Origin of the sequence: Streptomyces sp. NPDC001852 (assembly GCF_042891825.1) — a bacterium.
Lineage (GTDB): Bacteria > Actinomycetota > Actinomycetes > Streptomycetales > Streptomycetaceae > Streptomyces.
The window spans coordinates 124319-146962 of sequence record NZ_JBIATN010000009.1 but is presented as its reverse complement, the minus strand read 5'-3'; the positions used below and the strand labels follow the sequence as shown (position 1 = coordinate 146962).

At 72.5% G+C, this 22644-nt stretch carries 17 protein-coding genes and 1 riboswitch; of the genes, 9 read left to right on the top strand and 8 right to left on the bottom strand.

Annotation, left to right across the window (positions count from 1 at the left end):
- The first annotated feature begins 376 nt into the window (after positions 1-376).
- On the top strand, positions 377-907 hold the full coding sequence (locus ACFYZB_RS17685; RefSeq protein ID WP_351210525.1) for a DoxX family membrane protein: 531 nt from the start codon (positions 377-379) through the stop codon (positions 905-907).
- Between the two features lie 91 nt (positions 908-998).
- Here ACFYZB_RS17685 and ACFYZB_RS17680 read toward each other — a convergent pair whose 3' ends face one another.
- Positions 999-1208: a hypothetical protein gene (locus ACFYZB_RS17680; RefSeq protein ID WP_388759272.1), complete on the bottom strand. Its 210-nt coding sequence runs from the start codon at positions 1206-1208 to the stop codon at positions 999-1001.
- Positions 1195-2649, bottom strand: a complete 1455-nt coding sequence (locus tag ACFYZB_RS17675; RefSeq protein WP_388759271.1) for a PspC domain-containing protein — start codon at positions 2647-2649, stop codon at positions 1195-1197. The genes ACFYZB_RS17680 and ACFYZB_RS17675 overlap by 14 nt, the downstream gene beginning before the upstream one ends.
- A 175-nt stretch (positions 2650-2824) precedes the next feature.
- On the opposite strand from ACFYZB_RS17675, the gene ACFYZB_RS17670 reads away from it, so the two are divergent.
- Both ACFYZB_RS17670 and ACFYZB_RS17665 read left to right on the top strand, forming a co-directional pair.
- Positions 2825-4150 (top strand): PspC domain-containing protein, encoded by a 1326-nt coding sequence (locus ACFYZB_RS17670; protein WP_388759269.1) that lies wholly within the window; start codon positions 2825-2827, stop codon positions 4148-4150.
- The gene (locus tag ACFYZB_RS17665; RefSeq protein WP_388759267.1) at positions 4147-4887 is read left to right on the top strand and encodes a LuxR C-terminal-related transcriptional regulator; all 741 of its coding nucleotides are present in this window, start codon (positions 4147-4149) and stop codon (positions 4885-4887) included. The genes ACFYZB_RS17670 and ACFYZB_RS17665 overlap by 4 nt, the downstream gene beginning before the upstream one ends.
- 16 nt (positions 4888-4903) lie before the next feature.
- Here ACFYZB_RS17665 and ACFYZB_RS17660 read toward each other — a convergent pair whose 3' ends face one another.
- The gene (locus tag ACFYZB_RS17660; protein ID WP_388759496.1) at positions 4904-5971 is read right to left on the bottom strand and encodes an NlpC/P60 family protein; all 1068 of its coding nucleotides are present in this window, start codon (positions 5969-5971) and stop codon (positions 4904-4906) included.
- 428 nt (positions 5972-6399) lie between these two features.
- Between ACFYZB_RS17660 and ACFYZB_RS17655 the strand changes: the two genes are divergently transcribed.
- Complete coding sequence (locus ACFYZB_RS17655; protein WP_351210535.1) at positions 6400-6753, top strand: hypothetical protein; 354 nt, start codon at positions 6400-6402, stop codon at positions 6751-6753.
- A 153-nt stretch (positions 6754-6906) separates the two neighbouring features.
- Here the strand turns inward: ACFYZB_RS17655 and ACFYZB_RS17650 are convergent, their stop codons facing one another.
- Positions 6907-8073, bottom strand: a complete 1167-nt coding sequence (locus ACFYZB_RS17650; RefSeq protein WP_388759265.1) for an NlpC/P60 family protein — start codon at positions 8071-8073, stop codon at positions 6907-6909.
- A 7-nt stretch (positions 8074-8080) separates the two neighbouring features.
- A riboswitch (cyclic di-AMP (ydaO/yuaA leader) is annotated at positions 8081-8250 on the bottom strand.
- Between the two features lie 212 nt (positions 8251-8462).
- On the opposite strand from ACFYZB_RS17650, the gene pcrA reads away from it, so the two are divergent.
- On the top strand, positions 8463-10952 hold the full coding sequence (gene pcrA, locus ACFYZB_RS17645) for a DNA helicase PcrA (protein ID WP_388759263.1): 2490 nt from the start codon (positions 8463-8465) through the stop codon (positions 10950-10952).
- A gap of 42 nt (positions 10953-10994) precedes the next feature.
- On the opposite strand, the gene ACFYZB_RS17640 is transcribed toward pcrA, so the two are convergent.
- On the bottom strand, positions 10995-12524 hold the full coding sequence (locus ACFYZB_RS17640; protein WP_388759261.1) for a M23 family metallopeptidase: 1530 nt from the start codon (positions 12522-12524) through the stop codon (positions 10995-10997).
- Between the two features lie 244 nt (positions 12525-12768).
- A complete protein-coding gene (locus ACFYZB_RS17635) occupies positions 12769-13620 on the bottom strand; it encodes an alpha/beta fold hydrolase (protein WP_351210544.1) in 852 nt (283 codons plus the stop codon).
- Positions 13621-13844: 224 nt separating this feature from the next.
- Here ACFYZB_RS17635 and ACFYZB_RS17630 point away from each other — a divergent pair, with 224 nt between their 5' ends.
- A complete protein-coding gene (locus tag ACFYZB_RS17630) occupies positions 13845-14267 on the top strand; it encodes a cobalamin B12-binding domain-containing protein (RefSeq protein ID WP_351210670.1) in 423 nt (140 codons plus the stop codon).
- Here ACFYZB_RS17630 and ACFYZB_RS17625 read toward each other — a convergent pair.
- Positions 14243-15943 carry a DUF5691 domain-containing protein gene (locus ACFYZB_RS17625; protein ID WP_388759259.1) on the bottom strand — a complete coding sequence of 567 codons (1701 nt, stop codon included), beginning with the start codon at positions 15941-15943 and terminating at the stop codon, positions 14243-14245. The genes ACFYZB_RS17630 and ACFYZB_RS17625 overlap by 25 nt on opposite strands.
- Before the next feature lie 198 nt (positions 15944-16141).
- The gene (locus ACFYZB_RS17620) at positions 16142-17497 is read right to left on the bottom strand and encodes an SWIM zinc finger family protein (RefSeq protein WP_388759257.1); all 1356 of its coding nucleotides are present in this window, start codon (positions 17495-17497) and stop codon (positions 16142-16144) included.
- Positions 17498-17638: 141 nt separating this feature from the next.
- On the opposite strand from ACFYZB_RS17620, the gene ACFYZB_RS17615 reads away from it, so the two are divergent.
- From ACFYZB_RS17615 to ACFYZB_RS17605, 3 genes are read left to right on the top strand one after another with little or no spacing between them, the layout of a single operon-like run.
- Complete coding sequence (locus tag ACFYZB_RS17615; RefSeq protein ID WP_388759255.1) at positions 17639-18802, top strand: AAA family ATPase; 1164 nt, start codon at positions 17639-17641, stop codon at positions 18800-18802.
- Positions 18799-21408 carry a DUF5682 family protein gene (locus ACFYZB_RS17610; protein WP_388759253.1) on the top strand — a complete coding sequence of 870 codons (2610 nt, stop codon included), beginning with the start codon at positions 18799-18801 and terminating at the stop codon, positions 21406-21408. The genes ACFYZB_RS17615 and ACFYZB_RS17610 overlap by 4 nt, the downstream gene beginning before the upstream one ends.
- Positions 21405-22583: a VWA domain-containing protein gene (locus ACFYZB_RS17605; protein ID WP_351210554.1), complete on the top strand. Its 1179-nt coding sequence runs from the start codon at positions 21405-21407 to the stop codon at positions 22581-22583. Before ACFYZB_RS17610 ends, ACFYZB_RS17605 begins: the two co-directional genes overlap by 4 nt.
- Positions 22584-22644: the final 61 nt, after the last annotated feature.

The following is a 22644-nucleotide window of genomic DNA, read 5'->3' as shown; positions in this document are numbered from 1 at the left end:
GCGGACCTGCTGGAGGAACACAAGGGCCTCCTGCCCACCCTCGACATCACCACCCCCTTCTGCACCACCGACACCTCCCTGGACCGGCGGGGCTACGACTGGCCGTGCGGTTTCGCCCGCTTCGAGATCGCCGCCTGAATCCGCAGCGCCCTCTGCTCACGCCCGAGGAACCGGCCACCGTCGGCCGGGTACTCGGCCGCCCGGTGCGGCAGATCCTGGGCCGCGTCCGAGCGGAGCCCGACGACCCCGCCCGGCCTCCTCGCACGAGGGGCCGAAATCCGGAAAAACATCCGGGTTGGGATTGAACTGCTCCTCCTTGTCGTACGTATGGTCAAAGTGAGGGGGCGGAACTGCGGGCGAGAGGCGGTCGGCGACGATGACTCACGGCATGCGGACGGACACGCACATGAACCGGCTGAACGGTTCGGGCGGATGGCGGGACACCGCCGCCCACTACGCCCTGCTGCCGTTGCGCGTCTTCCTCGGCGTCACCTTCATCTACGCCAGCCTGGACAAGCTCACCAGCAGCTCCTTCCTGAAGTCCGGCGGCGCCGGGTCCATCGGCGACACCATGCGCTCGGCCCGCGACTCCGCCGCCATCCCGGCCCTGGTCGACCTGGCCCTGAAGGCCCCGGTCGGCTTCGGCTACGCCATCGCCCTCGGTGAACTGGCCGTCGGCATCGGCACCCTGCTCGGTCTGCTCGCCCGGCTGGCGGCGCTCGGCGGCGCGCTGATCTCGTTCAGCCTGTGGATGACGGTCAGCTGGTCGACGACCCCCTACTACTACGGCAACGATCTCGCCTACTTCATGGCCTGGATCCCCCTGATCCTCGCCGGCGCGCCCTATCTCTCCGTGGACGCGGCCTGGCGAGCCCGCCGCCGACAGCGACTGGGCGGCTACCGCTAGCCGACACCGGACACCCACGGCGGTCGGCCACTCACCCACTGCCGACCACCCACCGACAGCCGGACCCCGGCGTCCCGCTGGATCTCGGCCGTCAGCGGCTTTCGGCGTCGCCCCGTCTCCGTATGCCCCGGGCCACGGCCGCCGTGGCACCGGCGAGGAACAGGCCACCCACGATCAGCGGCACGACCGCGAACCACGACGTCTCCCACAGGCCGGCCGCGTCTCCCGCGAAGACCACACCGGTGGCGGTGACGAAGAGACCGGCGACCAGCTTCCCGGGCTGGAACTCATGACGCAGCACGATCGACCTCCACCTGTCCCACACCGACCTTCAACGTGAGGTCCAGCGTGCCCGTGGCCTTGGCGCCCTTGGCCGGCGCCAGCGTCACGTTCTTGAGCCTGCGCGGCTGCACGTCCACGTCCTTCCTGCTGTCCCCGGGCAACCGGATGTCTCCGACGCCCACCTCGATGTCCATCCGCACGGTCGCGTCCGCCGGCACGATCACCTTCAGCTGTCCCGCGCCCACGTGGGCGTCCGTCGCGACCGTCCGCCCCTTGCCCGGACGGACCCGGCTCAGGTCCAGCGTGCCGCGCCCGGTGCCGAGGTCGTACGCCGGCCGTACCTGGGCCGTCGCGGCGGGCGTCCAGGCGGTGTCCCTCCAGCGGGTGGTGATGTCCTTGGGCATGGCCGCCGCCCCGGCGAGCAGCGCCGCCGTGACGATCGCCAGGAAGACCGTCCCGGCTCCCGTGCGGCCGAGGAACGCGCTGATCGTGATGCCCAGGCCGAAGACCGCCAGGGCGCACGCCAGACCGGTCTGCAGGCTGGTGCCCAGCGGGTGGGTGTCCCACGTGAGCCCCGTGCCCAGGCCGCCCGCCACCAGGGCGAGCAGGAACACCCAGCCGCCGATCCAGCGCGGGCCGCGCGGTCTCGGGGGCGCACTCGGCTGCGGCTGCTGTATGGCACCGGGGTGCGTCCAGGGAGTGGCGATGCCGACGTCGAGCACCGAGGTGAGGTCCCGGTTGCGCGCGTCGCCGGGCCCCCACAGATAGCCCGTGCCGCCGACGTGGCTGCCGTCCTTGACGATCGGGTCCCGCCACCACGACGGGTAGATCGCGACGACCGGCGGCGCCTGGGCCTCCGGCGGCGCGTCGGCGGCGGCCTGGGCGGCGAGCGGGTCGGGATCGGTGGCGCCGCGGCGCCGCGACCAGTACCCGGCGCCCGCCAGCAGCAGGGAGAGCACCACGGCGAAGGCCAGCACCCCGCCGTTTCTCAGCATGGTCAGGAGGACGCCGCAGCCGACCAGGGCGAACAGCACCGCGGCGAGCGCCTGGCCGTCGACCCGGCCCGTCAGCAGCTTGCGGACCTCGTTCTCCTCCTCGTCCTCGTACGGCACCAGCAGCCAGGCGAAGCCGTAGAAGATGAGGCCGATGCCGCCGGTCGCGGACAGCACGGCGAGGGTGATCCGGAAGACCACCGGGTCCATGTCGGTGTGCCGGCCGAGGCCCGCGCACACGCCCGCGATCATCTTGTGCCCGCGGTCACGGCGGAACCCCTCGGGGGCTCCGGCGCCGTGCTGCTCCTGATCCCGCTGCAGTGCGTCGGCGTGCGTATCGGCGCCGGCGCCGGCCGCTCCCGTCTTCTGCGTCGCGGCGGGCGCGGCATCCGTCGGTCCGGTGCCCGGGGCCGGGCGCGGGCCGGTGCCGGGTCCCGGACCCGTCGCGGCGTGCTCGTGATCCGTCATGCGTCCATGGTGACGGCCCGGCCGCCGCCGCGGCAGTCGGGACGACCCTGGCCGAACCCTGAAATCGGCCCTGACACGAGGCGGGGAACCGTTCGAGCCGCCCGCGGCCGCCCCTGCCCGGTCCTCCCCGACCGGGCCCCGAGGAAGATCAGGGGCGTCTCGGGGGCCGACCCTGATGCCTGGCCCCGCCGGGCATGTGACCATCGTTGGCATGCCGGAAGCCGCAAGCCTGCCAGTCGACGACCCGCGGCCGCCGCGCAAGCTCTACCGCAGCAGCGACGGACGCTGGCTCGGCGGAGTGGCGCGGGGCCTCGCCGGGCATCTCGGGCTGCCCGTCATCTGGGTGCGACTCGCGTTCGTCGGCCTTTTCATGGCCAACGGCCTCGGCGCGCTGCTGTACGCGGCGTTCTGGTTCTTCGTCCCGCTCGGCGTCGGTGGCGTGGGAGACCACAAGCCACCACTGGTCGCCACGGAGACCGCGCCGGGCGGCCGCCGCAGACTCGTGGCCCGCAAGCCGGACCGCGGGCAGATCGTCGCCCTGCTCCTCATGGTCATCGTGTCCATGGTCTTCGTGGGCAGCGTCAATCCGACCAGCGCGGCCAAGGCGTATCTGCTGCCCGCCGTCCTCGTCGCGGCCGGTGTCGCCCTCGTCTGGCGTCAGGCCGACAACGCCCGCCGGGCCCGCTGGGTCGAGGTCGGACGCCGGCGCCGCACCCTCACCCTGCTGCGCGCGGCCGGCGGTGTCCTGCTCGTCACGGCCGGTGTGTCCGCCATCTTCGTGCTGCAGGGCTCGGCCGCCCATCTCGGCGCGGTCCTGCAGGCGGCCCTCGCCGTCCTCGTCGGCATCACGCTTCTCGCCGGCCCCTATCTGGTCCGCATGACCCAGGACCTGTCCGAGGAACGCCTGATGCGCATCCGCGCCCAGGAGCGTGCCGAGGTCGCCGCCCACGTCCATGACTCCGTGCTGCACACCCTCACCCTGATCCAGCGCAACGCCGACAACGCGGGCGAGGTGCGCCGCCTCGCCCGCGCCCAGGAGCGAGACCTGCGTACCTGGCTGTACAAGCCGGAGGGCACCGGCAGGGACGAGGCCGACGAGCCGGACACGGTCGCCGAGGCGGTCCGGCGCAACGCCGCCGAGGTGGAGGACAAGCACGGGGTGCCCATCGAGGTCGTCGTCGTCGGCGACTGCCCACTGGACGAGAGAACCGGCGCGCAGATGCAGGCCGCGCGTGAGGCAATGGTGAACGCCGCCAAGTACGGTGGCGAGGGCGGCGCCGTACAGGTCTATGCCGAAGTCGAGGGGAGGACGGTGTTCGTGTCCGTGCGCGACCGCGGGCCCGGCTTCGACCTCGACTCGATACCCGCCGACCGCATGGGCGTCAGAGAATCGATCATCGGCCGCATGGAACGCAACGGCGGCACGGCCCGGCTGCGGTCCGTGCCGGGCGGTGGCACGGAGGTCGAGCTGGAGATGGAGAGGGCGGAGAAGACGTCATGAGCGACGCGACCGAGGCGAACGGCACGGCGGGCACCCCCGAGGGGGCCGCGTCCGGCGCTGTCGGCGGCGCGGGCGGACGGCACGTACGGGTGGTGCTCGTGGACGACCACCGGATGTTCCGCACCGGCGTCCAGGCAGAGATCGGGCAGACCGCCGAGACCGGCGTGGAGGTGGTCGGCGAGGCCGCGGACGTCGACCAGGCGGTCACCGTCATCACCGCCACCCGGCCCGAGGTGGTCCTCCTCGATGTCCACCTGCCGGGCGGCGGCGGCGTCGAAGTGCTGCGCCGATGCGCGCCGTTGATGGCGGACGCCGAGCGGCCCGTCCGCTTTCTCGCGCTGTCCGTGTCGGACGCGGCGGAGGACGTGATCGGCGTGATCCGCGGTGGCGCCCGCGGCTATGTCACCAAGACCATCACCGGCACCGACCTGGTCGGTTCCATCTTCCGGGTCCAGGAGGGCGATGCCGTCTTCTCCCCGCGCCTGGCCGGGTTCGTCCTGGACGCCTTCGCCTCCACCGACGCCCCGCCCGTGGACGAGGACCTGGACCGCCTCACCCAGCGCGAGCGCGAGGTGCTCCGCCTGATCGCCCGTGGCTACGCCTACAAGGAGATCGCCAAGCAGCTGTTCATCTCGGTGAAGACCGTCGAGTCCCATGTCTCGGCGGTCCTGCGCAAGCTCCAGCTGTCCAACCGCCACGAGCTGACCCGCTGGGCGACGGCCCGCCGGCTGGTCTGACCCCTGCGGGCCGGGCCTAGGCCACCCGGGTCGCCCCCGCGAACGGCATCAGGTCGAGGGGGGCCAGCCGGACCGGTGCCGAGGGGTTCGGGGCGTGGATGATCTGTCCGTCTCCCACGTAGATGCCGACGTGGCTGATCCCGGAGTAGAAGAACACCAGGTCCCCCGGCTGGAGTTCGGAGCGGGAGACGCGTCGGCCCGCGTCGATCTGGGCGTAGGTGGTGCGCGGCAGGGAGATGCCGGCGGCGCGGTAGGCGGCCTGCACCAGCCCCGAGCAGTCGAAGGCGTTCGGGCCGGCCGCGCCCCACACATAGGGGCTGCCGAGCTTGGCGTAGGCGTAGTCGACGGCAGCCGCGGCGCGCGCGTTCGGGGCGGTGACCGTCCCGGCCTGCTCCAGCGCGTCCCGGGTGTCCGAGGCCGAGCGGGAGGCACGTCCCGGCAGAGTGACGTCACCACCGGTGATCTGGGCCCGCTGCTGTGGAGCGAGCTGCGCCAGCAGTTGGCGGGCCGCGTCCAGCTTGGCGGTGATGGCCTTCTTCTGCCGTCGCAGCTCGGCCTGCCGGGACCGCAGCGACGTCAGCTCGATGCGCGCCGCGCCTCGCAACTGCTCGATCTCCCGCAGCTGTCCGCGCACCTGGGACACGGCGGCGGCCTGCCGGTCACCGGCCCGCTCCACGAACGCGGCGTCGTCCAGGTACCGGTCCGGGTCGCCGGACAGCGCCAGCTGCCAGGTCGGTGCGAAGCCGCCCTCGCGGTACTGCGCCGCCGCGAACGAACCCAGTGCGTCCCGGGCGGTGTTGAGCCGTTGCTGCTTGCGGGCGGTCTCGTCCCGCAGCGCGTTCAGCCGCCGCTGCGCCGCGTCCGCCTTCTCCCTGACGCCGTCGTACGTCTCGGTCGCGGCCTCGGCCTCCTGGTACAGCTCGTCCACCTTGGCCTTCACCTGTGCCGGCGTCAGCTGTGGCTCGGCGTGACCCGTCCCGTCGAACCCCGTCGCGGTGGCCGCGCCCGCCAGGGCGAGTGTGGCGGCCGTCCGGGCCGTATGCCCGCCCATCGAACGTTGCCGGGGCTTGCGGTGCGCTGCCACCTGGACCGTCACGTCCTTCCGTACGACTCGCACGACCGAGAGGTCCGTGCGTCCGGCGGCGGCCCGCACAGGGGAAGCGGGCCACCGCCGGACCTTCTCGGCGGTGGTGGCCGACGGCCGCCCCTGGCCCGGGCGGCGGTGGGGAGCCGGTCACCTGGGGGAGGACGCTAGGCCCGACTGTGACGACTGGGTAACGCAGTGTACGGAACTGGCCTCGACGGACCGGAATGTGACCGCAAGTGACCGCACGGCCGGTCTGGAGTCGTCGGCTTCACGCAGCGTGGTGACCGAAGCCCGGAAAGCGGGACGGAGGCGAGGCTCCGGGTGCTATGGGGCGCATATATGCAAGATCGTCCGCGCGCTCGCCGACCGCTGTGGCCGGGGCCGGTGACAGGAGGCTGCTGGGCCCCTGGTTAGGCTCCGGGCCCATGGACGTACTCATCCATCTCTTCGTCGGCCTGCACATCATCGGCATCGCCGCGCTGCTCGGCGGTTTCCTCACCCAGATGAAGGCGATGGGCCAGGGCACGGCCCGGTTCGTGCCCGGCATGCTGCACGGCGCACTGACCATGCTGGTCACCGGCGTGGCCCTGGTCGGTCTCAACCAGGCCGACGACCACCACGTCAACACCATCAAGATCGGCGTCAAGCTGGCGCTGCTGGTCGTGATCCTTGGACTGGTCTACGTGAAGCGTGACGAGGAGAAGATCGACAAGGGCCTGTTCGGACTCGTCGGCACGCTGACCATGACGAACATCTTCATCGCCGTCCTGTGGACCTGACGGTCATCCGTCCCTGCCACCGGCGGGGGCGGCGAGCGCCGCACCGGAGGCGACCAGGACGCCGGCACGCGCGCGTGGGACGGTGATGCGTCGGCACGCGCGCGTGGACGGCGCAAGTGACGGGGCCGGCCGCCGTGTCCGGGGGGCGGATGGTCAGCCCGGTCGTACGACGCTGTGGATGATCGACTCGCCGCCGTAGTAGATCGACTCCTCGCGGACGTACGCGCCCGGCTTCGGGGCGTGGATCATCATGCCGTTGCCTATGTAGACACCGACGTGGCTGATGTCGTCGTAGAAGAAGATCAGATCGCCTGGCCGCGCGTCGGCGAGCGAGACCGTGGTGCCTGCGTTGACCTGGTCGTACGTGGTGCGCGGAAGCGTGACGCCGGCGGCCTTCCAGGCGGCCTGGGTGAGGCCCGAGCAGTCGTAGGAGTCCGGGCCGGTGGCGCCCCACACATACGGCTTGCCGATCTGCGCGCGGGCGAAGGCGATCGCCTTCTCGGCCTTCGTGTCGTACGAGCCGGACGCCGTGGATCCGGTCGAGCCGGAGCCCGTCGAGCCGGAGCCGGAGCCGGTGCCCGAGGACGACGACGAGCCGGCCTGCTGCTGGGCCGCCTGTTGCTTCGCCAGCTCGGCCGCCTTGCGCGCCGCCTCCTGCTGCTGCTCCCGCTCGATGGCGGCCAGCCGGGCCTTCTCCTGGGCCGTCAGCTGCGACAGCAGCTCGCGCGCCGAGGCCAGCTTCTGCTGGACGGTGGACTTGGCGGTCTGCAGGTCGTGCTGTGAGTCGGTTAGCGTCTGCAGGCTCTCCGCGGCCTCCCGCCGCTTCTTCATGGTTGCGGCCTGCTCGCCGATGTAGTCGTCGACCGCGCTCTTCTCCCGCGAGGTCAGCCGGTTCATCAGCTGCGTCTGGTCGAAGTAGTCCTGCGGGTCGTTCGCCAGCAGGAAGGTGGCCGTGTCGGGAGCGGCGGTGCCGGTGCGGTACTGGGCCGCGGCGAAGGAACCCAGTTCTTCGCGGGCCTTGTTGAGGCGTGCCGTGCGCCGGGCGAGGTCGTCGCGCAGGGCGTCGACGCGGCCCCGCTGTCTGACGGACCGCTCCTTGGCCGCGTCGTACTTCTCGGTCGCCGACTCCGCCTGGCGGTAGAGGTCGTCGACCTTCTTCTCGACCTCCTCCAGGCTCGGCTTGGCGTGATCGGTACTCGGGGCGGCCTCGGCGGTCTGCGAGAGCACGGCCATGGAGGTGAGGGCGGCGGTGGCGAGGGCGGGGGTGCGAAGGCCCGTTCCGATGGTCCCGCCGGGGCGCGGCTTGCGGTGCGACGCCAAGGGAGGCGACTCCTTCCAATGGGCCGCCTACCGGGTTAGCTGTCGGGTTCGGGCGGTGGTTCGGAAGGGTTGCCCTACGGTGGCGTCCCGGGTGGGAGCCGGCCGATTCACCCCAAAGTCGGTGGGTCCCCGGCTCCGGGCGCCATGCGGGCGCGCCGGACTCGGCGGAGGCCGCGCACGCGGCCTGACGGCAACCTAGCCAACTGGTGTGACTAGTGTGAAGGTTGGTGCGTGATATGTCCGATACATTTTCGTGATCTGAGCCCGGAATCGCGTCTGCGTCATCGGGTGATTCCGCAGCGTAAGGAAGGTTTTCCGCATTGGCCCGCGCCGGTCGGTTTCTGGGACGGCGAACGGTTGTCGGTGGGGCGCCCTAGACTCGTAGAGCGATGAGCAGCCTCTTTGACGACAGCTTCCTGGCGGACCTCCAGCCCCCTCGCGGGCACGAGGAGGAACATCCGCCGCCCGAGGACGATCACGCTCCGGAGCCGCTTCCGGACGATCTGTTCGGCGGGAAGTTCGACGTGCCGCCGGACCGGGACGCCTACTACCGCGACGGCGCCCCGCGCCCCGCGCTCGACGCGGCGGCACTGCTGGAGGGGCTGAACGACAACCAGCGCGCCGCGGTCGTGCACGCCGGCTCCCCGCTGCTCATCGTCGCCGGCGCCGGCTCGGGCAAGACCCGCGTGCTCACCCACCGCATCGCCCACCTGCTCGCCGAGCGGCACGTGCACCCTGGCCAGGTCCTCGCGATCACCTTCACCAACAAGGCCGCGGGCGAGATGAAGGAGCGCGTCGAGCACCTCGTCGGCCCGCGCGCGAACGCGATGTGGGTGATGACCTTCCACAGCGCGTGCGTGCGCATCCTGCGCCGCGAGTCGAAGAAGCTCGGCTTCACGTCGTCGTTCTCGATCTACGACGCCGCCGACAGCAAGCGCCTGATGGCGCTGGTCTGCCGCGATCTGGACCTCGACCCCAAGCGCTTCCCGCCGAAGTCGTTCAGCGCGAAGATCAGCAACCTGAAGAACGAGCTGATCGACGAGGAGGACTTCGCCGCCCAGGCCACCGACGGCTTCGAGAAGACCCTCGCCCAGGCTTACGCGCTCTACCAGTCGCGGCTGCGCGAGGCCAACGCGCTCGACTTCGACGACCTGATCATGACGACGGTGAACCTGCTGCGTGCCTTCCCGGACGTGGCCGAGCACTACCGCCGCCGCTTCCGGCACGTCCTCGTCGACGAGTACCAGGACACCAACCACGCCCAGTACGCGCTGGTGAGGGAGCTCGTCGGCACCGGGGAGCGCTCCGCCGAGGAGGGCGACACCCCGCCCGGCGAGTACGACCTCCCGCCCGCCGAGCTGTGCGTCGTGGGTGACGCGGACCAGTCGATCTACGCCTTCCGGGGCGCGACCATCCGCAACATCCTGCAGTTCGAGGAGGACTACCCGAACGCGACGACGATCCTGCTGGAGCAGAACTACCGCTCCACGCAGACCATCCTGTCCGCCGCCAACGCGGTCATCGAGCGCAACGAGTCCCGCCGCCCGAAGAACCTGTGGACCAACGCCGGCCAGGGCGCACGGATCACCGGTTACGTCGCGGACACCGAGCACGACGAGGCCCAGTTCGTCGCCGACGAGATAGACCGCCTGGTCGACGCGGGCGAGGCCAAGGCCGGTGACGTCGCCGTCTTCTACCGCACCAACGCACAGTCCCGTGTCTTCGAAGAGGTCTTCATCCGCGTCGGCCTGCCCTACAAGGTCGTCGGCGGTGTCCGCTTCTACGAGCGCAAGGAGGTCCGGGACGTCCTGGCCTACCTGCGGGTCCTCGCCAACCCCGAGGACTCGGTGCCGCTGCGCCGCATCCTCAACGTGCCCAAGCGGGGCATCGGCGAGCGCGCGGAGGCGATGATCGACGCCCTCGCCCAGCGCGAGAAGATCAGCTTCCCGCAGGCGCTCAAGCGCGTGGACGAGGCGTACGGCATGGCCGCGCGCTCCACCAACGCCGTCAAGCGGTTCAACACCCTGATGGAGGACCTGCGCACGATCGTCGAGTCCGGCGCCGGACCGGCGACCGTGCTGGAGGCCATACTCGAACGCACCGGCTATCTCGCCGAGTTGCAGGCCTCCACCGACCCGCAGGACGAGACCCGCATCGAGAACCTCCAGGAACTCGCCGCCGTGGCCCTGGAGTTCGAGCAGGCGCGCGGCGAGGGCGAGTCGGTGGGGCTGGCCGACTTCCTGGAGCAGGTCGCCCTGGTCGCCGACTCCGACCAGATCCCCGACGAGGACGAGGAAGGCTCCGGCGTCATCACCCTGATGACCCTGCACACCGCCAAGGGCCTGGAGTTCCCGGTCGTCTTCCTGACCGGCATGGAGGACGGCGTCTTCCCGCACATGCGCGCCCTCGGCCAGACCAAGGAACTGGAGGAGGAGCGGCGCCTCGCGTACGTCGGCATCACGCGCGCGCGGGAGCGGCTCTACCTGACGCGGTCGGCGATGCGCAGCGCCTGGGGCCAGCCGTCGTACAACCCGCCCTCCCGCTTCCTGGAGGAGATCCCGCCCACCCATGTGGACTGGAAGCGGACGGGGGCGACGGCACCGGTCTCGTCCGGGCCGGCCTCCGGGATCGCGGCCTCGCTGTCCTCGTCCCGCTCGCGTTCCTCGGCGTCAGGCGCGTCGGGGTTCGCCACCCGGCGCACCGCGGAGAAGCCGGTGGTCACCCTGGCCGTCGGGGACCGGGTCACGCACGACCAGTTCGGGCTCGGCACGGTCGTCGCCGTGAAGGGCACGGGCGCGAACGCGGAGGCGACGATCGACTTCGGCGACACCAAGCCGAAGCGGCTGCTGCTGCGGTACGCGCCGGTGGAGAAGCTGTAGGTCCAAGGGCCCTCGCCGCTCGGCGAGGGCCCACGGGACCACTCAGGTGGGGTCGAGGCCGTGGCTGCGCAGCCACGGCAGCGGGTCTATGGCAGCCCCGCCCGCGGGCCGTACCTCGAAGTGCAGATGCGGCCCGGTGGAGTTGCCGGAATTGCCGGAGTAGGCGATCGGCTCGCCGGCCTTGACGACCGTCCCCGAGGCGACGCGGTAGCTGGACAGGTGGCAGTACCAGGTCTGCGTGCCGTCCTTCGCCGTCACGATCATCATGTTGCCGTAGGCGCTGTTCCACTTGGTGGTGACGGTGCCGTCGGTGGCGGCCATCACCGTGGTGCCGTAGGCGACGGGGAAGTCGATGCCCGTGTGCACGGACATCCAGTTCACGCCCGCCTGGCCGAAGTAGGCGCTGAGCCCCTTCTGCGTGACCGGCAGCACGAACTTGGGGCGCAGCCGTTCCTTGAGCGCGGCCGCCGCGGCGGCCTTCTTCTTCTCCAGCTCCTGCTGGTTCTTCAGGTCGAGCCGCTCCTGCGTACGGCTCGCCCGGTCGGCGAAGTCGTGGGCGCCGGCGGACAGGGTGTTGAGCTGGGAGTCCAGCTTGCTGTTGGCGGCCGAGGCCTTGACCGTGTGCGCGTCCGGGGCGGAGGCGGTGGTGTCCTGGCCGTCGTCGGTCAGCGCGCCGACCGAGGCTGCGGCGATGCCGGCGACGCCCATCACACAGGCCGAGGGCACGGCGACGGTCAGCAGCGCCGAGCGCTTGGCCGGCGTACGACGGCGGGAGCGCGCGGCACTGCGCGCGCCGACCCGCGTCGCCGGCGCGCTCTCTTCCTGGTCGTCCAGCAGGCCGGGCCCGGCGGGCGATTCACCCGTGACGCCCGATTCGTCGCCCCCGGTGTGCTGTTCGCCGAACGCGCTGCCCTCGTAGGGCACCTCGTCCTCGTAGGGCACCTCGTCCTCGTACGGCGTCGGGTCGTACGGCACCTGCGGGAAGGCCGAGGTCGCCTGCGGGCCGCCGGCCTGGTCGAAGACGGGTGCGGACTGCTGGACGAACGGTTCGGCAGCTTGCTCTGCCTCCATCGGGACGGCCTGGCCGCCGGAATTCCACTGCGTGGCGTCGAACGTGCCCGACTCGAAGGTCTGGGTGCCCCACGCCCACTGCTGGGTGGGGTCGGCGATGCCGGACTGGTCGGGCGGCAGCCAGGTGCTCGTGTCCCACTGGCCGCTGATGTCGTTGCCCGTCGCCTGGGCGGGAATCGTCCAGGCGGTGGAGTCGTAGACGCCGGAGTCGTAGGCGGCGTGGTGCTGGGCCGCGTACGGGTCGTAGTTCAGGGCCTGGCCGGTCTGCCACTGTGTGCTGTCGTACGCGCCGCTGCTCTGCTGGCCGGACAGGCTGCCGAAGAGCGGGTCGGCGGAGAAGGTGCCGGTGCCGTCCGGAAACCCGGTGGTGCCGTAGCCGCCGTACGTGGTGAAGTCACCGTAGTGGGCTTCATGCGTTCCGTACGGCGCGTAGTGCGCGGCGGAGGCGTCGGAAGCCGGGGCCGGGGTGGTCATGGTCCCCGACGGGTGACGGTCGTTCACCAACTTCTCTTTCGCCTCGACAACAGGGGCTGCCAGAGCAGTGCGGTGACTGTACCCGCCGGTACCTGGGCGCGACAATCTTCGGGTGGTTTCGCGCCCGCCGTAAACGGGCAATCGGCGGCGTTTCGGGGGGCGCCGGACACGAGTTTGGCCGAGAGTTCGATTGCTGTTCTATGTGTGGTGACTGTTCGTCACCTGTGCGTCACTCCGCCGTCGGATGCTTCACGCCACCATCACACCGCCGTCACGCCACCGTCAGACCGCCGGCGATCCGGTCCTCGGGGTGCGGGGAGTCGAGAGCCTCGCGTATTCCGGCCGCCACGGCGGGGTGCACCGGCAGGGCGAGATGCCCGATGCCGGTCACCCGGACGTTCTGCGCGTCGAGGTCCGGGTGCTCCAGGCGGGCCGTCTCCAGCGGCACCATCACGGAGTCCAGGTCGCTCCAGAAGCTGACGAACCGGGTACGGCAGCCGGGTGCGGGCCGATTGAGCTCCTCGATCACTCCCGAGCCGGGCCGCATCTGGCGCACGATCGGGTGGGCGTTGGCCAGAGGGGCCGCGCGGGTCCCCGAGTGCGGCGTACCCAGTGTGACGAGGGTGCGCACCCGCAGATCACCGCCCAGGCGCTGCACGTAGTAACGGGCGATGAGTCCGCCGAGGCTGTGCCCCACGATGTCGACCCGGTCGCTGCCGGTGCGCTCGCACAGCTCCTCGACGTGCCGGCCGAGCAGCTCGGCGGCGGCACGGATGTCGCAGGTCAGCGGGGAGTAGTTGAGCGATGCGACGTGCTGCCTGCCGTGCTGGGTGAGGTTGCGGCGCAGCAGCACGAACACCGAGCGGTTGTCGATGAAACCGTGCAGCAGCACCACCGGCGGGCCGGATCGGAGCGGCAGCTGGGTGGTGCCGCCCTGGGCGGGCAGGGCGGGGGTGCGGCGTTCCTGGGTGAGGCCGGTCGGATACAGCAGGAGATGACCGGCCAGGATCGCGGCCTCGAGGGCGGTCGCCTTGAGCAGCGCCACGGAGATTCCGGCGAGTCTGCCGGGCCACAGGCGCCGGCAGAACGGGAGAAAAAGTGGCAGTACTCCGGTGACCTTCATGGGCCGACCTCCTGTCGGCACGCCGGAGGACGGCTCGATCCCCCGTGTGCCCTCATGTCCCACCATGTGATTTCCCCCTCGCTGCGCACCGTAAAACTGCCGGTTGCGGGATGCTGGAGATAACGTTCGTTCACTTCGCGACGGTGGCGGAACGCGCCAAAAGTGCGGTACTTGTCGTTGGGGACGGAAGCGATCGCTTCCGTGGTCGTTTGATGGAGGCAGTGATGGGTGTGGCAGCCGGTCCGATCCGCGTGGTGGTCGCCAAGCCAGGGCTCGACGGCCACGATCGGGGGGCCAAGGTCATCGCGCGTGCCCTGCGCGATGCCGGCATGGAAGTCATCTACACCGGGCTCCACCAGACGCCGGAACAGATCGTGGACACCGCCATCCAGGAGGACGCCGACGCGATCGGCCTGTCCATCCTCTCCGGCGCGCACAACACGCTGTTCGCCGCGGTGATCGACCTGCTCAAGGAGCGCGACGCCGAGGACATCCTCGTCTTCGGCGGCGGCATCGTCCCGGACGAGGACATCCCGCCGCTGAAGGAGAAGGGCGTCGCGGAGATCTTCACGCCGGGCGCGACGACCGCGTCGATCGTTCAGTGGGTGCGGGAGAACGTCCGTCAGTCGGCTGCCTCCGGCGGTTGAGCGGCCGCCTCCGGCGGTCGGGCAGGCAGTTCGGCGAGTGGGGGCCGGTTCGGGGCGAGTTCCGCGGCCATGTCCGCGCGCAGCCGCAGTGTGGTCACCAGTCGCTGGAACGCCTCCGCCCAGTAGCCTCCGGCTCCCGGCGCCGCGTCCTCCCGTTCGTCTGGTATCGCCAGCAGCGCCTCGAGCCGGGTGGCCTGCGCAGGGTCCAGGCAGCGTTCGGCCAGCCCCATCACTCCGCTGAAGCTCCAGGGGTAACTGCCCGCGTCGCGTGCGATGTTGAGCGCGTCCACGACCGCCCGGCCCAGCGGCGCGGCCCAGGGCACCGCACACACCCCGAGTAGCTGGAACGCCTCCGACAGTCCGTGCGTGGCGATGAACCCGGCCACCCATGCGGCCCGTTCCGCCGGGTCCAGGGTGGCCAGCAGCTTCGCGCGTTCGGCCAGCGACACCGCGCCCGGCCCGCCGGCCTCCGGCGCTGCCGGCGAGCCGAGCAGCGCCCTCGACCACTCGGGGTCCCGCTGCCGCACCGCCGCCCGGCACCAGGCCGCGTGCAGTTCGCCCTGCCAGTCGTCCGTCACCGGCAGGGCCACGATCTCCTGCGCCGCCTGCCCGCCGAGCCGCTCCGGCCAGGTGGACAGCGGGGCTGCCTCCACCAACTGCCCCAGCCACCATGAGCGTTCTCCTCTGCCTGCGGGCGGTGTGGCCACCACACCGTCGCGCTCCATGCCGGAGTCACACTCGAGCGGCGCTTTCACCACGATCGCCGGCCGATTCCTCGTGAGGTCGAGGGCCACGCATGCGGCGGCCCGTACGGCCATGCGCGCGGCGAGCGCCGAAGCGGGCAGCGCCGACAGCAGCTCCGCCGCCGTCGCCCGCACATTGCGGCTGCGGTCGCCCAGCGCCTGCTCCAGGAACGGCTCGTCCGCGGCGGAAAGGCCCGTGCGCAGCGAGTCGAGGAACATCAACCGGTCCTCCGCCCGCTCCGTCGACCAGGTCGACGCGAGCAGCTCGTGCGCGAGCGCGGGCGCAACGGCGCGCAGCGCGCCCAGCAGGGCCACCCGCTCGGCGAACAGCCCCTCCTGCCACAGCTCGCGCACCGCCTGGGTGTCGCCGGGGTCGGGCAGCGCCGCACCGCCGCCGGGGGCCGCGCGCAGCGCGAAGCGCCAGTCCGTGTTCAGCCGGGCCAGCCACAGCGCCCGGGGGCCCGCGAACGCCAGCGCCGCCGGGCGCAGGTCCGTACGGCCACGGGCCGCGTCCAGCAGGGCGGGAAGTGTCTGCGGGGGTGCCGCGTATCCGTGGGCGTTGGCCGCCGCGAGCCACTGCGGGAGCAGCTCCATGAGGTCCGGTGAGCTGCCCCGGCGGCCGCCGCCCCCGCCGCCGGAACGGTCGGCCAGCAGCGTGGCGAGTCTGCGGGCCGCCGCGGGAGGCAGGGCCGGGCGGTGATCCTCGGGCGCCGGGTCCGGCCGGGCTGCCGCCCGCGCGGGCCGCAGCCCGGCCCGCCGCCGTACGGTCGCCACGGCGGCCTGGTCGAGGAGCGCCAGGGGTGCCTCGCGAACGGACCCGGCGTACGCCGCGGGGCGCCGGTCGGTGCCGAGGAGAGCGGTCGTGACCAGGTCCTCCCAGGAGATCGCCGGGGCAGCGGGGGCCAGGTCGGCCGAGGGCGTCGTCGCGTTCATCGCGTTCCTTTCCTTAGCGTCCCGACGGGTTCCGGCGGTTGTCGGCAGGCCGGCGGCCGGTAGCCGGGGCTCCGCCCCAGACCCCGCCGGGGGCTGCGGCCCTGGACCGCACCGCGCCCACCCACCACCCGACTCGGTCGTCGGAGGCCTCGCCGTGCCGGGCGTGTCCGAAGGTGCCGCGCCGTGCCGGCGGAGAGGTCAGCACAGTGGCACCGCCTCGCCCGGGCCCTGCGGCCAGGCCGTGAGCGGGGTGAAGCCGCGGTGGCCGCACTCGCCGAAGACCGTGACCGGGGCGCCGCCGGACAGGGCGACCAGCCGCCACAGGCCGGGGCGGGAACGGGCGGCCCGGGTCAGCGGCAGGGCGGAGTCCGTGTCCGCGTCGGCCAGCTGCCACTCGTCGCCGTCCGGGACCGGTATCACCTGACCCAGCGTCACCGGGACCGACTCCAGCCAGGGGTCGTCGCGCAGCGCCTCGCCGTACCGGGCCGCCGCCTCGGCCGTGTTCGTGCCCGGTGGGCGGAGTGCGGCCGGCTCGGGCGGGGCGAACCGCTCGCCCAGGGCGGACCGGGACTGGCCTGCTCCCGGATAGGCTGACAGCTCCGCGTCCAGCACCAGCCCGACCGGCAGGGACAGCTCCGGAGCCCGGCCGGCCGCGCCGTAGGACAGCAGCAGCCGGGTGCACTCCGAGGTGGCGCCGTGCAGCCAAATCCGGCGGGTCGTCAGTTTCGGGTCCACCGTGTCGTACTGGGCGAGGACCAGCCAGCGGTCGCGCAGCGGCGCGCCGTCCGCCGTGGCGGGCAGGCCCATCCGGGAGCGGACCGTGGCCACGAGGGCGTCCGGCAGCCGGTCGCGGCGCAGCCAGCCCTGGTCGAGCAGATGCAGCAGCGCGCACTCCTCCAGCAACCGGGCCGGCCAGCCCGCACCCGACGCCGGTATCGCCCCCAACTCCCGCACCCGTGAGGCCAGTCCGGGCGCCTGGGCGTCGACCATGCGGGCCGCCGTCTCGTCCCACAGGCCGTACCCCGCCTGCTCGGCCGCGGCCAGGCCGCCGCGCAGCAGGTCCGCGAAGCGCTGCTCCAGCTCCGTCGCACCCGCGGTGACCCGCTCGGCCCGGCGCTCGGCCCGCCGCCGGGCCGCCGCCGGATCGGCGGATCCGCTCCCCGAACTCCCCTCGCTCCGGGGCTGCTTGCCGTCGGCGCGCCTGCGTCTGTCCGCGAGCCACTGCTCGGCCCAGGCCGGCGGCTCTGCGGACGCCGGGACCGAGCCGTCGTCACCCGCCCACAGCAGAAGCAGTCCGAGCGCGTGCTTGCACGGGAACTTCCGGCTCGGACAACTGCACGTGTACGCCGGTCCGGCCGGGCCGGCGAGATCGACCACCGTCTGGTACGGCCTGCTGCCGCTTCCCTTGCACAGCCCCCACACCGTCCCCTCCCCGCTCCCCGCCTCGGACCACGGACCGGCCGCGCCGAGCTTGCCTCCCGCCGCGCGTGACGTGGCGTCAGGCGCCAGCGAAAGCACCTGTTCCGCGGTCCAGCGCACCCCCTGCTCAGTCATGCCTCCGACGGTACGCCCCGCCACTGACAATCCGTCCGGAGCGGGTGTCTCCGCAGGTCAGAGCGATTGTCAGTGGCGTGGTGCACGGTGGATGCCAGATCCGAACCGGCCGAGCTGGAGGGGGCCTCAGCCATGTCAGCCATGCCTGCGTCTGCCACGTCTGCTTCTGCGTCCGTGCGACCGACCACCGCCGGACCGACCGATGGCGAGGGCGCGTCCGAGAACGCACAGGCACTGCGACCGCACGCCGAGCACGCCTTCGCCGCCGAACTCGCCGCACTCGCCGGGCAGGACGACCGCCCGCGTCCGGCCCGCTGGAAGCTGTCGCCGTGGGCGGTGGCGACGTACCTGCTCGGCGGCACCCTGCCGGACGGCACCGTGATCACACCCAAGTACGTGGGCCCGCGCCGGATCATCGAGGTGGCCGTCACCACACTCGCCACCGACCGTGCCCTGCTCCTGCTCGGCGTGCCCGGCACCGCCAAGACCTGGGTGTCGGAGCACCTGGCGGCCGCCGTCAGCGGTGACTCCACCCTGCTGGTGCAGGGCACGGCCGGCACCCCGGAGGAGGCGATCCGGTACGGCTGGAACTACGCGCAGCTGCTCGCGCACGGGCCGAGCCGTGACGCCCTCGTGCCCAGCCCCGTCATGCGCGCCATGGCCGAGGGCATGACGGCCCGGGTGGAGGAGCTGACCCGTGTCCCGGCCGATGTGCAGGACACGTTGATCACGATCCTGTCCGAGAAGACCCTGCCCATCCCGGAGCTGGGCCAGGAGGTACAGGCGGTCCGCGGGTTCAACCTCATCGCCACCGCCAACGACCGGGACAGAGGGGTCAACGACCTCTCGAGCGCGCTGCGCCGCCGCTTCAACACCGTGGTGCTGCCGCTGCCCGAGAGCGCCGACGCCGAGGTCGACATCGTCAGCCGCCGGGTCGAGCAGATCGGCCGTTCCCTCGACCTGCCGGCCGCGCCCGACGGCATCGAGGAGATCCGCCGCGTCGTGACCGTCTTCCGCGAGCTGCGGGACGGCATCACCGCCGACGGCCGCACCAAGCTGAAATCGCCCAGCGGCACGCTGTCCACGGCCGAGGCGATCTCCGTGGTCACAGGCGGCCTCGCTCTGTCCGCGCACTTCGGGGACGGCGTGCTGCGGCCGGGTGATGTAGCCGCCGGCATCCTCGGCGCCGTCGTGCGCGACCCGGCGGCCGACCGGGTCGTCTGGCAGGAGTACCTGGAGACGGTCGTCCGCGAGCGCGACGGCTGGACGGACTTCTACCGCGCGTGCCGGGAGGTGAGCGCATGACCGACGACAGCCGCTGGCCCAAGGCCCATGGTTCCGGACCGCTGTTGCTGGGCGTGCGGCACCACGGCCCCGGCTCCGCCCGCGCGGTGCGCAGCGCCCTGGACGCCGCCCGGCCCGTCGCCGTTCTGATCGAGGGCCCGCCCGAGGCCGACGCGCTGATCCCCCTGGCCGCCGACCCGGACCTGCGGCCCCCGGTCGCCCTGCTGGCCCACGCCGTGGACGAGCCAGGCCGCTCGGCGTTCTGGCCGTTCGCCGAGTTCAGCCCCGAATGGGTGGCGATCCGCTGGGCCCTGGAACACGGTCTCCCGGCCCGCTTCATCGACCTGCCGGCCGCGCACACGCTCGCGTGGGAGGAGAACGAGAAGGAGAAGACCGCGGCGGATCCGCTGCCCACCGGTGCCGGCCCGGACAGCGGGGAACAGGTCCGGGTCGACCCGCTCGCCGTGCTCGCCGAGGCCGCCGGACACGACGATCCGGAGCGCTGGTGGGAGGACGTGGTCGAGCACCGGGGCCCGGGGGAGCGGGACCCCTTCGCGCCCTTCGCCGCGCTGGAGGAGGCGATGGCCGCGCTCCGCGAGCGGTACGGCGCCGGCGGGCACTCCCGGGACCTGGTCCGCGAGGCGCACATGCGGCTCCGGCTGCGCGCGGCACGCAAGGAGTTCGGGGAGGAGGTGGCCGTGGTCTGCGGGGCCTGGCATGTGCCCGCGCTGCGCGAGAAGTCCACGGTCACCGCCGACCGGTCCCTGCTGAAGGGCCTGCCCAAGGCCAGGACCGACCTGACCTGGGTGCCCTGGACCCACCGCAGGCTCGCCCGGTCCGGCGGCTACGGTGCGGGCATCGACTCGCCGGGGTGGTACGGCCATCTGTTCCACGCCCCCGACCGGCCGGTCGAGCGGTGGCTGACCAAGGTGGCGCGGCTGCTGCGGGAGGAGGACCGCATCGTGTCCTCCGCCCATGTCATCGAGGCCGTCCGGCTCGCGGAGACCCTGGCGGCGCTGCGCGGGCGCCCGCTGCCGGGGCTGAGCGAGACCACCGAGGCGGTGCGCGCGGTGATGGGCGACGGCTCGGACGTGCCGCTGGCGCTGGTGCACGACCGGCTGGTGGTCGGGGACGTCCTCGGAGAGGTCCCGGCGTCGGCGCCCGCGGTCCCGTTGCAGCGCGACCTGGCCCGGCAGCAGCGTTCGCTGCGGCTCAAACCCGAGGCGCTGGAGCGCGAACTGGAGCTGGACCTGCGGGGCGACACCGACGCCGGCCGCAGCAGGCTGCTGCACCGGCTCCGGCTGCTCGGCGTCGGCTGGGGCGAGCCGGCGCGGTCACGGGGGAGTACGGGCACGTTCCGGGAGACGTGGCGGCTGCGCTGGGAGCCGGAGTTGTCGGTGCGGGTCGCCGAGGCGGGTGTATGGGGGACGACCGTACGGGGCGCGGCGCAGGCCAAGGCCGAGGCGGACGCGACGGCCGCGCGGACCCTCGCCGATGTCACCGCGCTCGCCGAACAGTGCCTGCTCGCCGGGCTGCCGGACGCCCTGCCCGTGGTCATGCGGGTCCTCGCCGACCGGGCCGCGCTCGACGCCGACGTGGGTCATCTCGCCCAGGCCCTGCCCGCCCTGGTCCGCTCCCTGCGCTACGGGGACGTGCGCGGCACCGACACCGGCGCGCTGGCCGACGTCGCCGCGGGCCTCGCCGGACGGATCTTCGTCGGCCTGCCACCGGCGTGCGTCGCCCTCGACAGGGATGCGGCGGACCAGATGCGCACCCATGTCGACGCCGTGCACACGGCGGTTGGACTGCTCTCGCAGACGCCGGCCGCGGCGGGTGCCGGTGAGTTTGTTGGTGTGGAGGGGCGCGGTGATGCCAATGGGGGAGCGGGAACGGGGGATCCTGGCGCCCTCGGTGCGGGTGCGGGTGACGGTGCCGGCGAGCGCGCCGACCCCGGTGGCTTTGCCGGGACTGACGGGGGTGCGGGCGCCGGGACCGGGGCCGGAGGGCGTGCCGGGGGCGGTGCGGATGGCGGTGCCGTACCCAGTGCCGGGCCCGGTGACCTGCGCGACCGTTGGCGAGCGGTGCTGGGGACCTTGTCGTCGCGCGACAGCGTGCCCGGGGTACTGCGGGGGCGGGCGGTTCGGTTGCTGTTGGACGACGGTGAGTTGGGGCCCGGCGAGGCGGCGCGGCTGATGGGGCTCGCGCTGTCACCCGGGACTCCGCCCGCCGACGCCGCCGCCTGGATCGAGGGCTTCGTCGGCGGCGGAGGCGGACTGCTGCTGGTGCACGACGAGCGGCTGCTCGGTCTGGTGGACAGCTGGCTGACCGGGGTCTCGGTGGAGGCGTTCACGGACGTACTGCCGCTGCTGCGCCGCACGTTCGCGGCGTATGAGCCAGGGGTGCGCAGAACGCTCGGGGAACTGGTCCGGCGTGGCTCCGGAGGCGCGTCCGGCCGGACGGCCCGTGCTGCCATGACACCGGGTTTCGCCGCCGAACCGGACACCGAGCGCGCCGACGCCGTACTGCCGGTGCTGAGCCTGCTGCTCGGCCTGACCGGCCCAACTGGAAGCGACCCGACCGGGTGCGGCGTGGTCGAGGACAACAGCCTTGTGGGGGTGGGTGTATGACGGTCGGGTCGAGGCCGGTGGAGGTCGAGGACGCGGCGCGGGAGCGGTTGCGGCGCTGGCGGCTGGTGCTCGGTGGGGAGCAGGCGGACGGCACCGGGTGTGCGCTGTCCGGGCGGGACGCGGCGATGGACGGCACGCTCGCCGCCCTCTACGGCAAGGGTGACAAACCGCAGGCGGGACGGGACCGTTCGGCGGGGCTCGGCGCCTCGGCGCCGTCGGTGGCGCGCTGGCTCGGGGACATCCGCACGTACTTCCCGTCCTCCGTGGTCCAGGTCATGCAGCGCGACGCCATCGACCGGCTCGGCCTCGCCTCGCTGCTGCTGGAGCCGGAGATGCTGGAAGCGGTGGAGGCGGACGTGCACCTGGTCGGCACGCTGCTCTCGCTGAACAAGGCGATGCCGGAGACGACGAAGGAGACCGCGCGCGCGGTCGTGCGCAAGGTCGTGGAGGACCTGGAGAAACGGCTCGCGAACCGTACGCGGGCCACTCTCACCGGTGCCCTCGACCGCAGCGCGCGGATCAGCCGCCCGCGCCACCACGACATCGACTGGAACCGCACCATCGCGGCCAACCTCAGGCACTACCTGCCCGAGTACCGCACGGTCGTGCCGGAACGGCTCGTCGGATACGGGCGGGCCGCCCAGTCCGTGAAGAAGGAGGTCATCCTCTGCATCGACCAGTCCGGGTCGATGGCGGCGTCCGTGGTCTACGCGTCCGTGTTCGGGGCGGTCCTCGCCTCCATGCGGTCGATCAGCACCCGGCTCGTCGTCTTCGACACGGCGGTGGTCGACCTCACCGACCAGCTGGACGACCCGGTCGACGTCCTCTTCGGTACCCAGCTCGGCGGCGGCACGGACATCAACCGGGCGCTGGCCTACTGCCAGTCACAGATCACCCGGCCCGCCGAGACCGTGGTCGTGCTGATCAGCGACCTCTACGAGGGCGGCATCCGCGACGAGATGCTCAAGCGGGTGGCGGCGATGAAGGCGTCCGGGGTGCAGTTCGCGGCGCTGCTCGCGCTGTCGGACGAGGGCGCGCCCGCCTATGACCGGGAGCACGCGGCGTCGCTCGCCGCGCTCGGCGCACCGGCCTTCGCCTGCACGCCCGACCTGTTCCCCGAGGTCATGGCCGCCGCACTGGAGAAGCGGCCGTTGCCCATACCGGACACCGTGTGACGCGGGACACGAAAGGGGCGAGAAAAGGGACATGACTACCCATCGGTAACAGGGGGCTTGC

Excerpts from the sequence above, each read along its gene's own strand:
- ACFYZB_RS17685 (WP_351210525.1), top strand. The coding sequence starts at position 377 with ATGACTCACGGCATGCGGACGGACACGCACATGAACCGGCTGAACGGT.
- ACFYZB_RS17675 (WP_388759271.1), bottom strand. The coding sequence starts at position 2,649 with ATGACGGATCACGAGCACGCCGCGACGGGTCCGGGACCCGGCACCGGC.
- ACFYZB_RS17670 (WP_388759269.1), top strand. The coding sequence starts at position 2,825 with ATGCCTGGCCCCGCCGGGCATGTGACCATCGTTGGCATGCCGGAAGCC.
- ACFYZB_RS17665 (WP_388759267.1), top strand. The coding sequence starts at position 4,147 with ATGAGCGACGCGACCGAGGCGAACGGCACGGCGGGCACCCCCGAGGGG.
- ACFYZB_RS17655 (WP_351210535.1), top strand. The coding sequence starts at position 6,400 with ATGGACGTACTCATCCATCTCTTCGTCGGCCTGCACATCATCGGCATC.
- pcrA (WP_388759263.1), top strand. The coding sequence starts at position 8,463 with ATGAGCAGCCTCTTTGACGACAGCTTCCTGGCGGACCTCCAGCCCCCT.
- ACFYZB_RS17635 (WP_351210544.1), bottom strand. The coding sequence starts at position 13,620 with ATGAAGGTCACCGGAGTACTGCCACTTTTTCTCCCGTTCTGCCGGCGC.
- ACFYZB_RS17630 (WP_351210670.1), top strand. The coding sequence starts at position 13,845 with ATGGGTGTGGCAGCCGGTCCGATCCGCGTGGTGGTCGCCAAGCCAGGG.
- ACFYZB_RS17625 (WP_388759259.1), bottom strand. The coding sequence starts at position 15,943 with ATGAACGCGACGACGCCCTCGGCCGACCTGGCCCCCGCTGCCCCGGCG.
- ACFYZB_RS17620 (WP_388759257.1), bottom strand. The coding sequence starts at position 17,497 with ATGACTGAGCAGGGGGTGCGCTGGACCGCGGAACAGGTGCTTTCGCTG.
- ACFYZB_RS17615 (WP_388759255.1), top strand. The coding sequence starts at position 17,639 with ATGCCTGCGTCTGCCACGTCTGCTTCTGCGTCCGTGCGACCGACCACC.
- ACFYZB_RS17610 (WP_388759253.1), top strand. The coding sequence starts at position 18,799 with ATGACCGACGACAGCCGCTGGCCCAAGGCCCATGGTTCCGGACCGCTG.
- ACFYZB_RS17605 (WP_351210554.1), top strand. The coding sequence starts at position 21,405 with ATGACGGTCGGGTCGAGGCCGGTGGAGGTCGAGGACGCGGCGCGGGAG.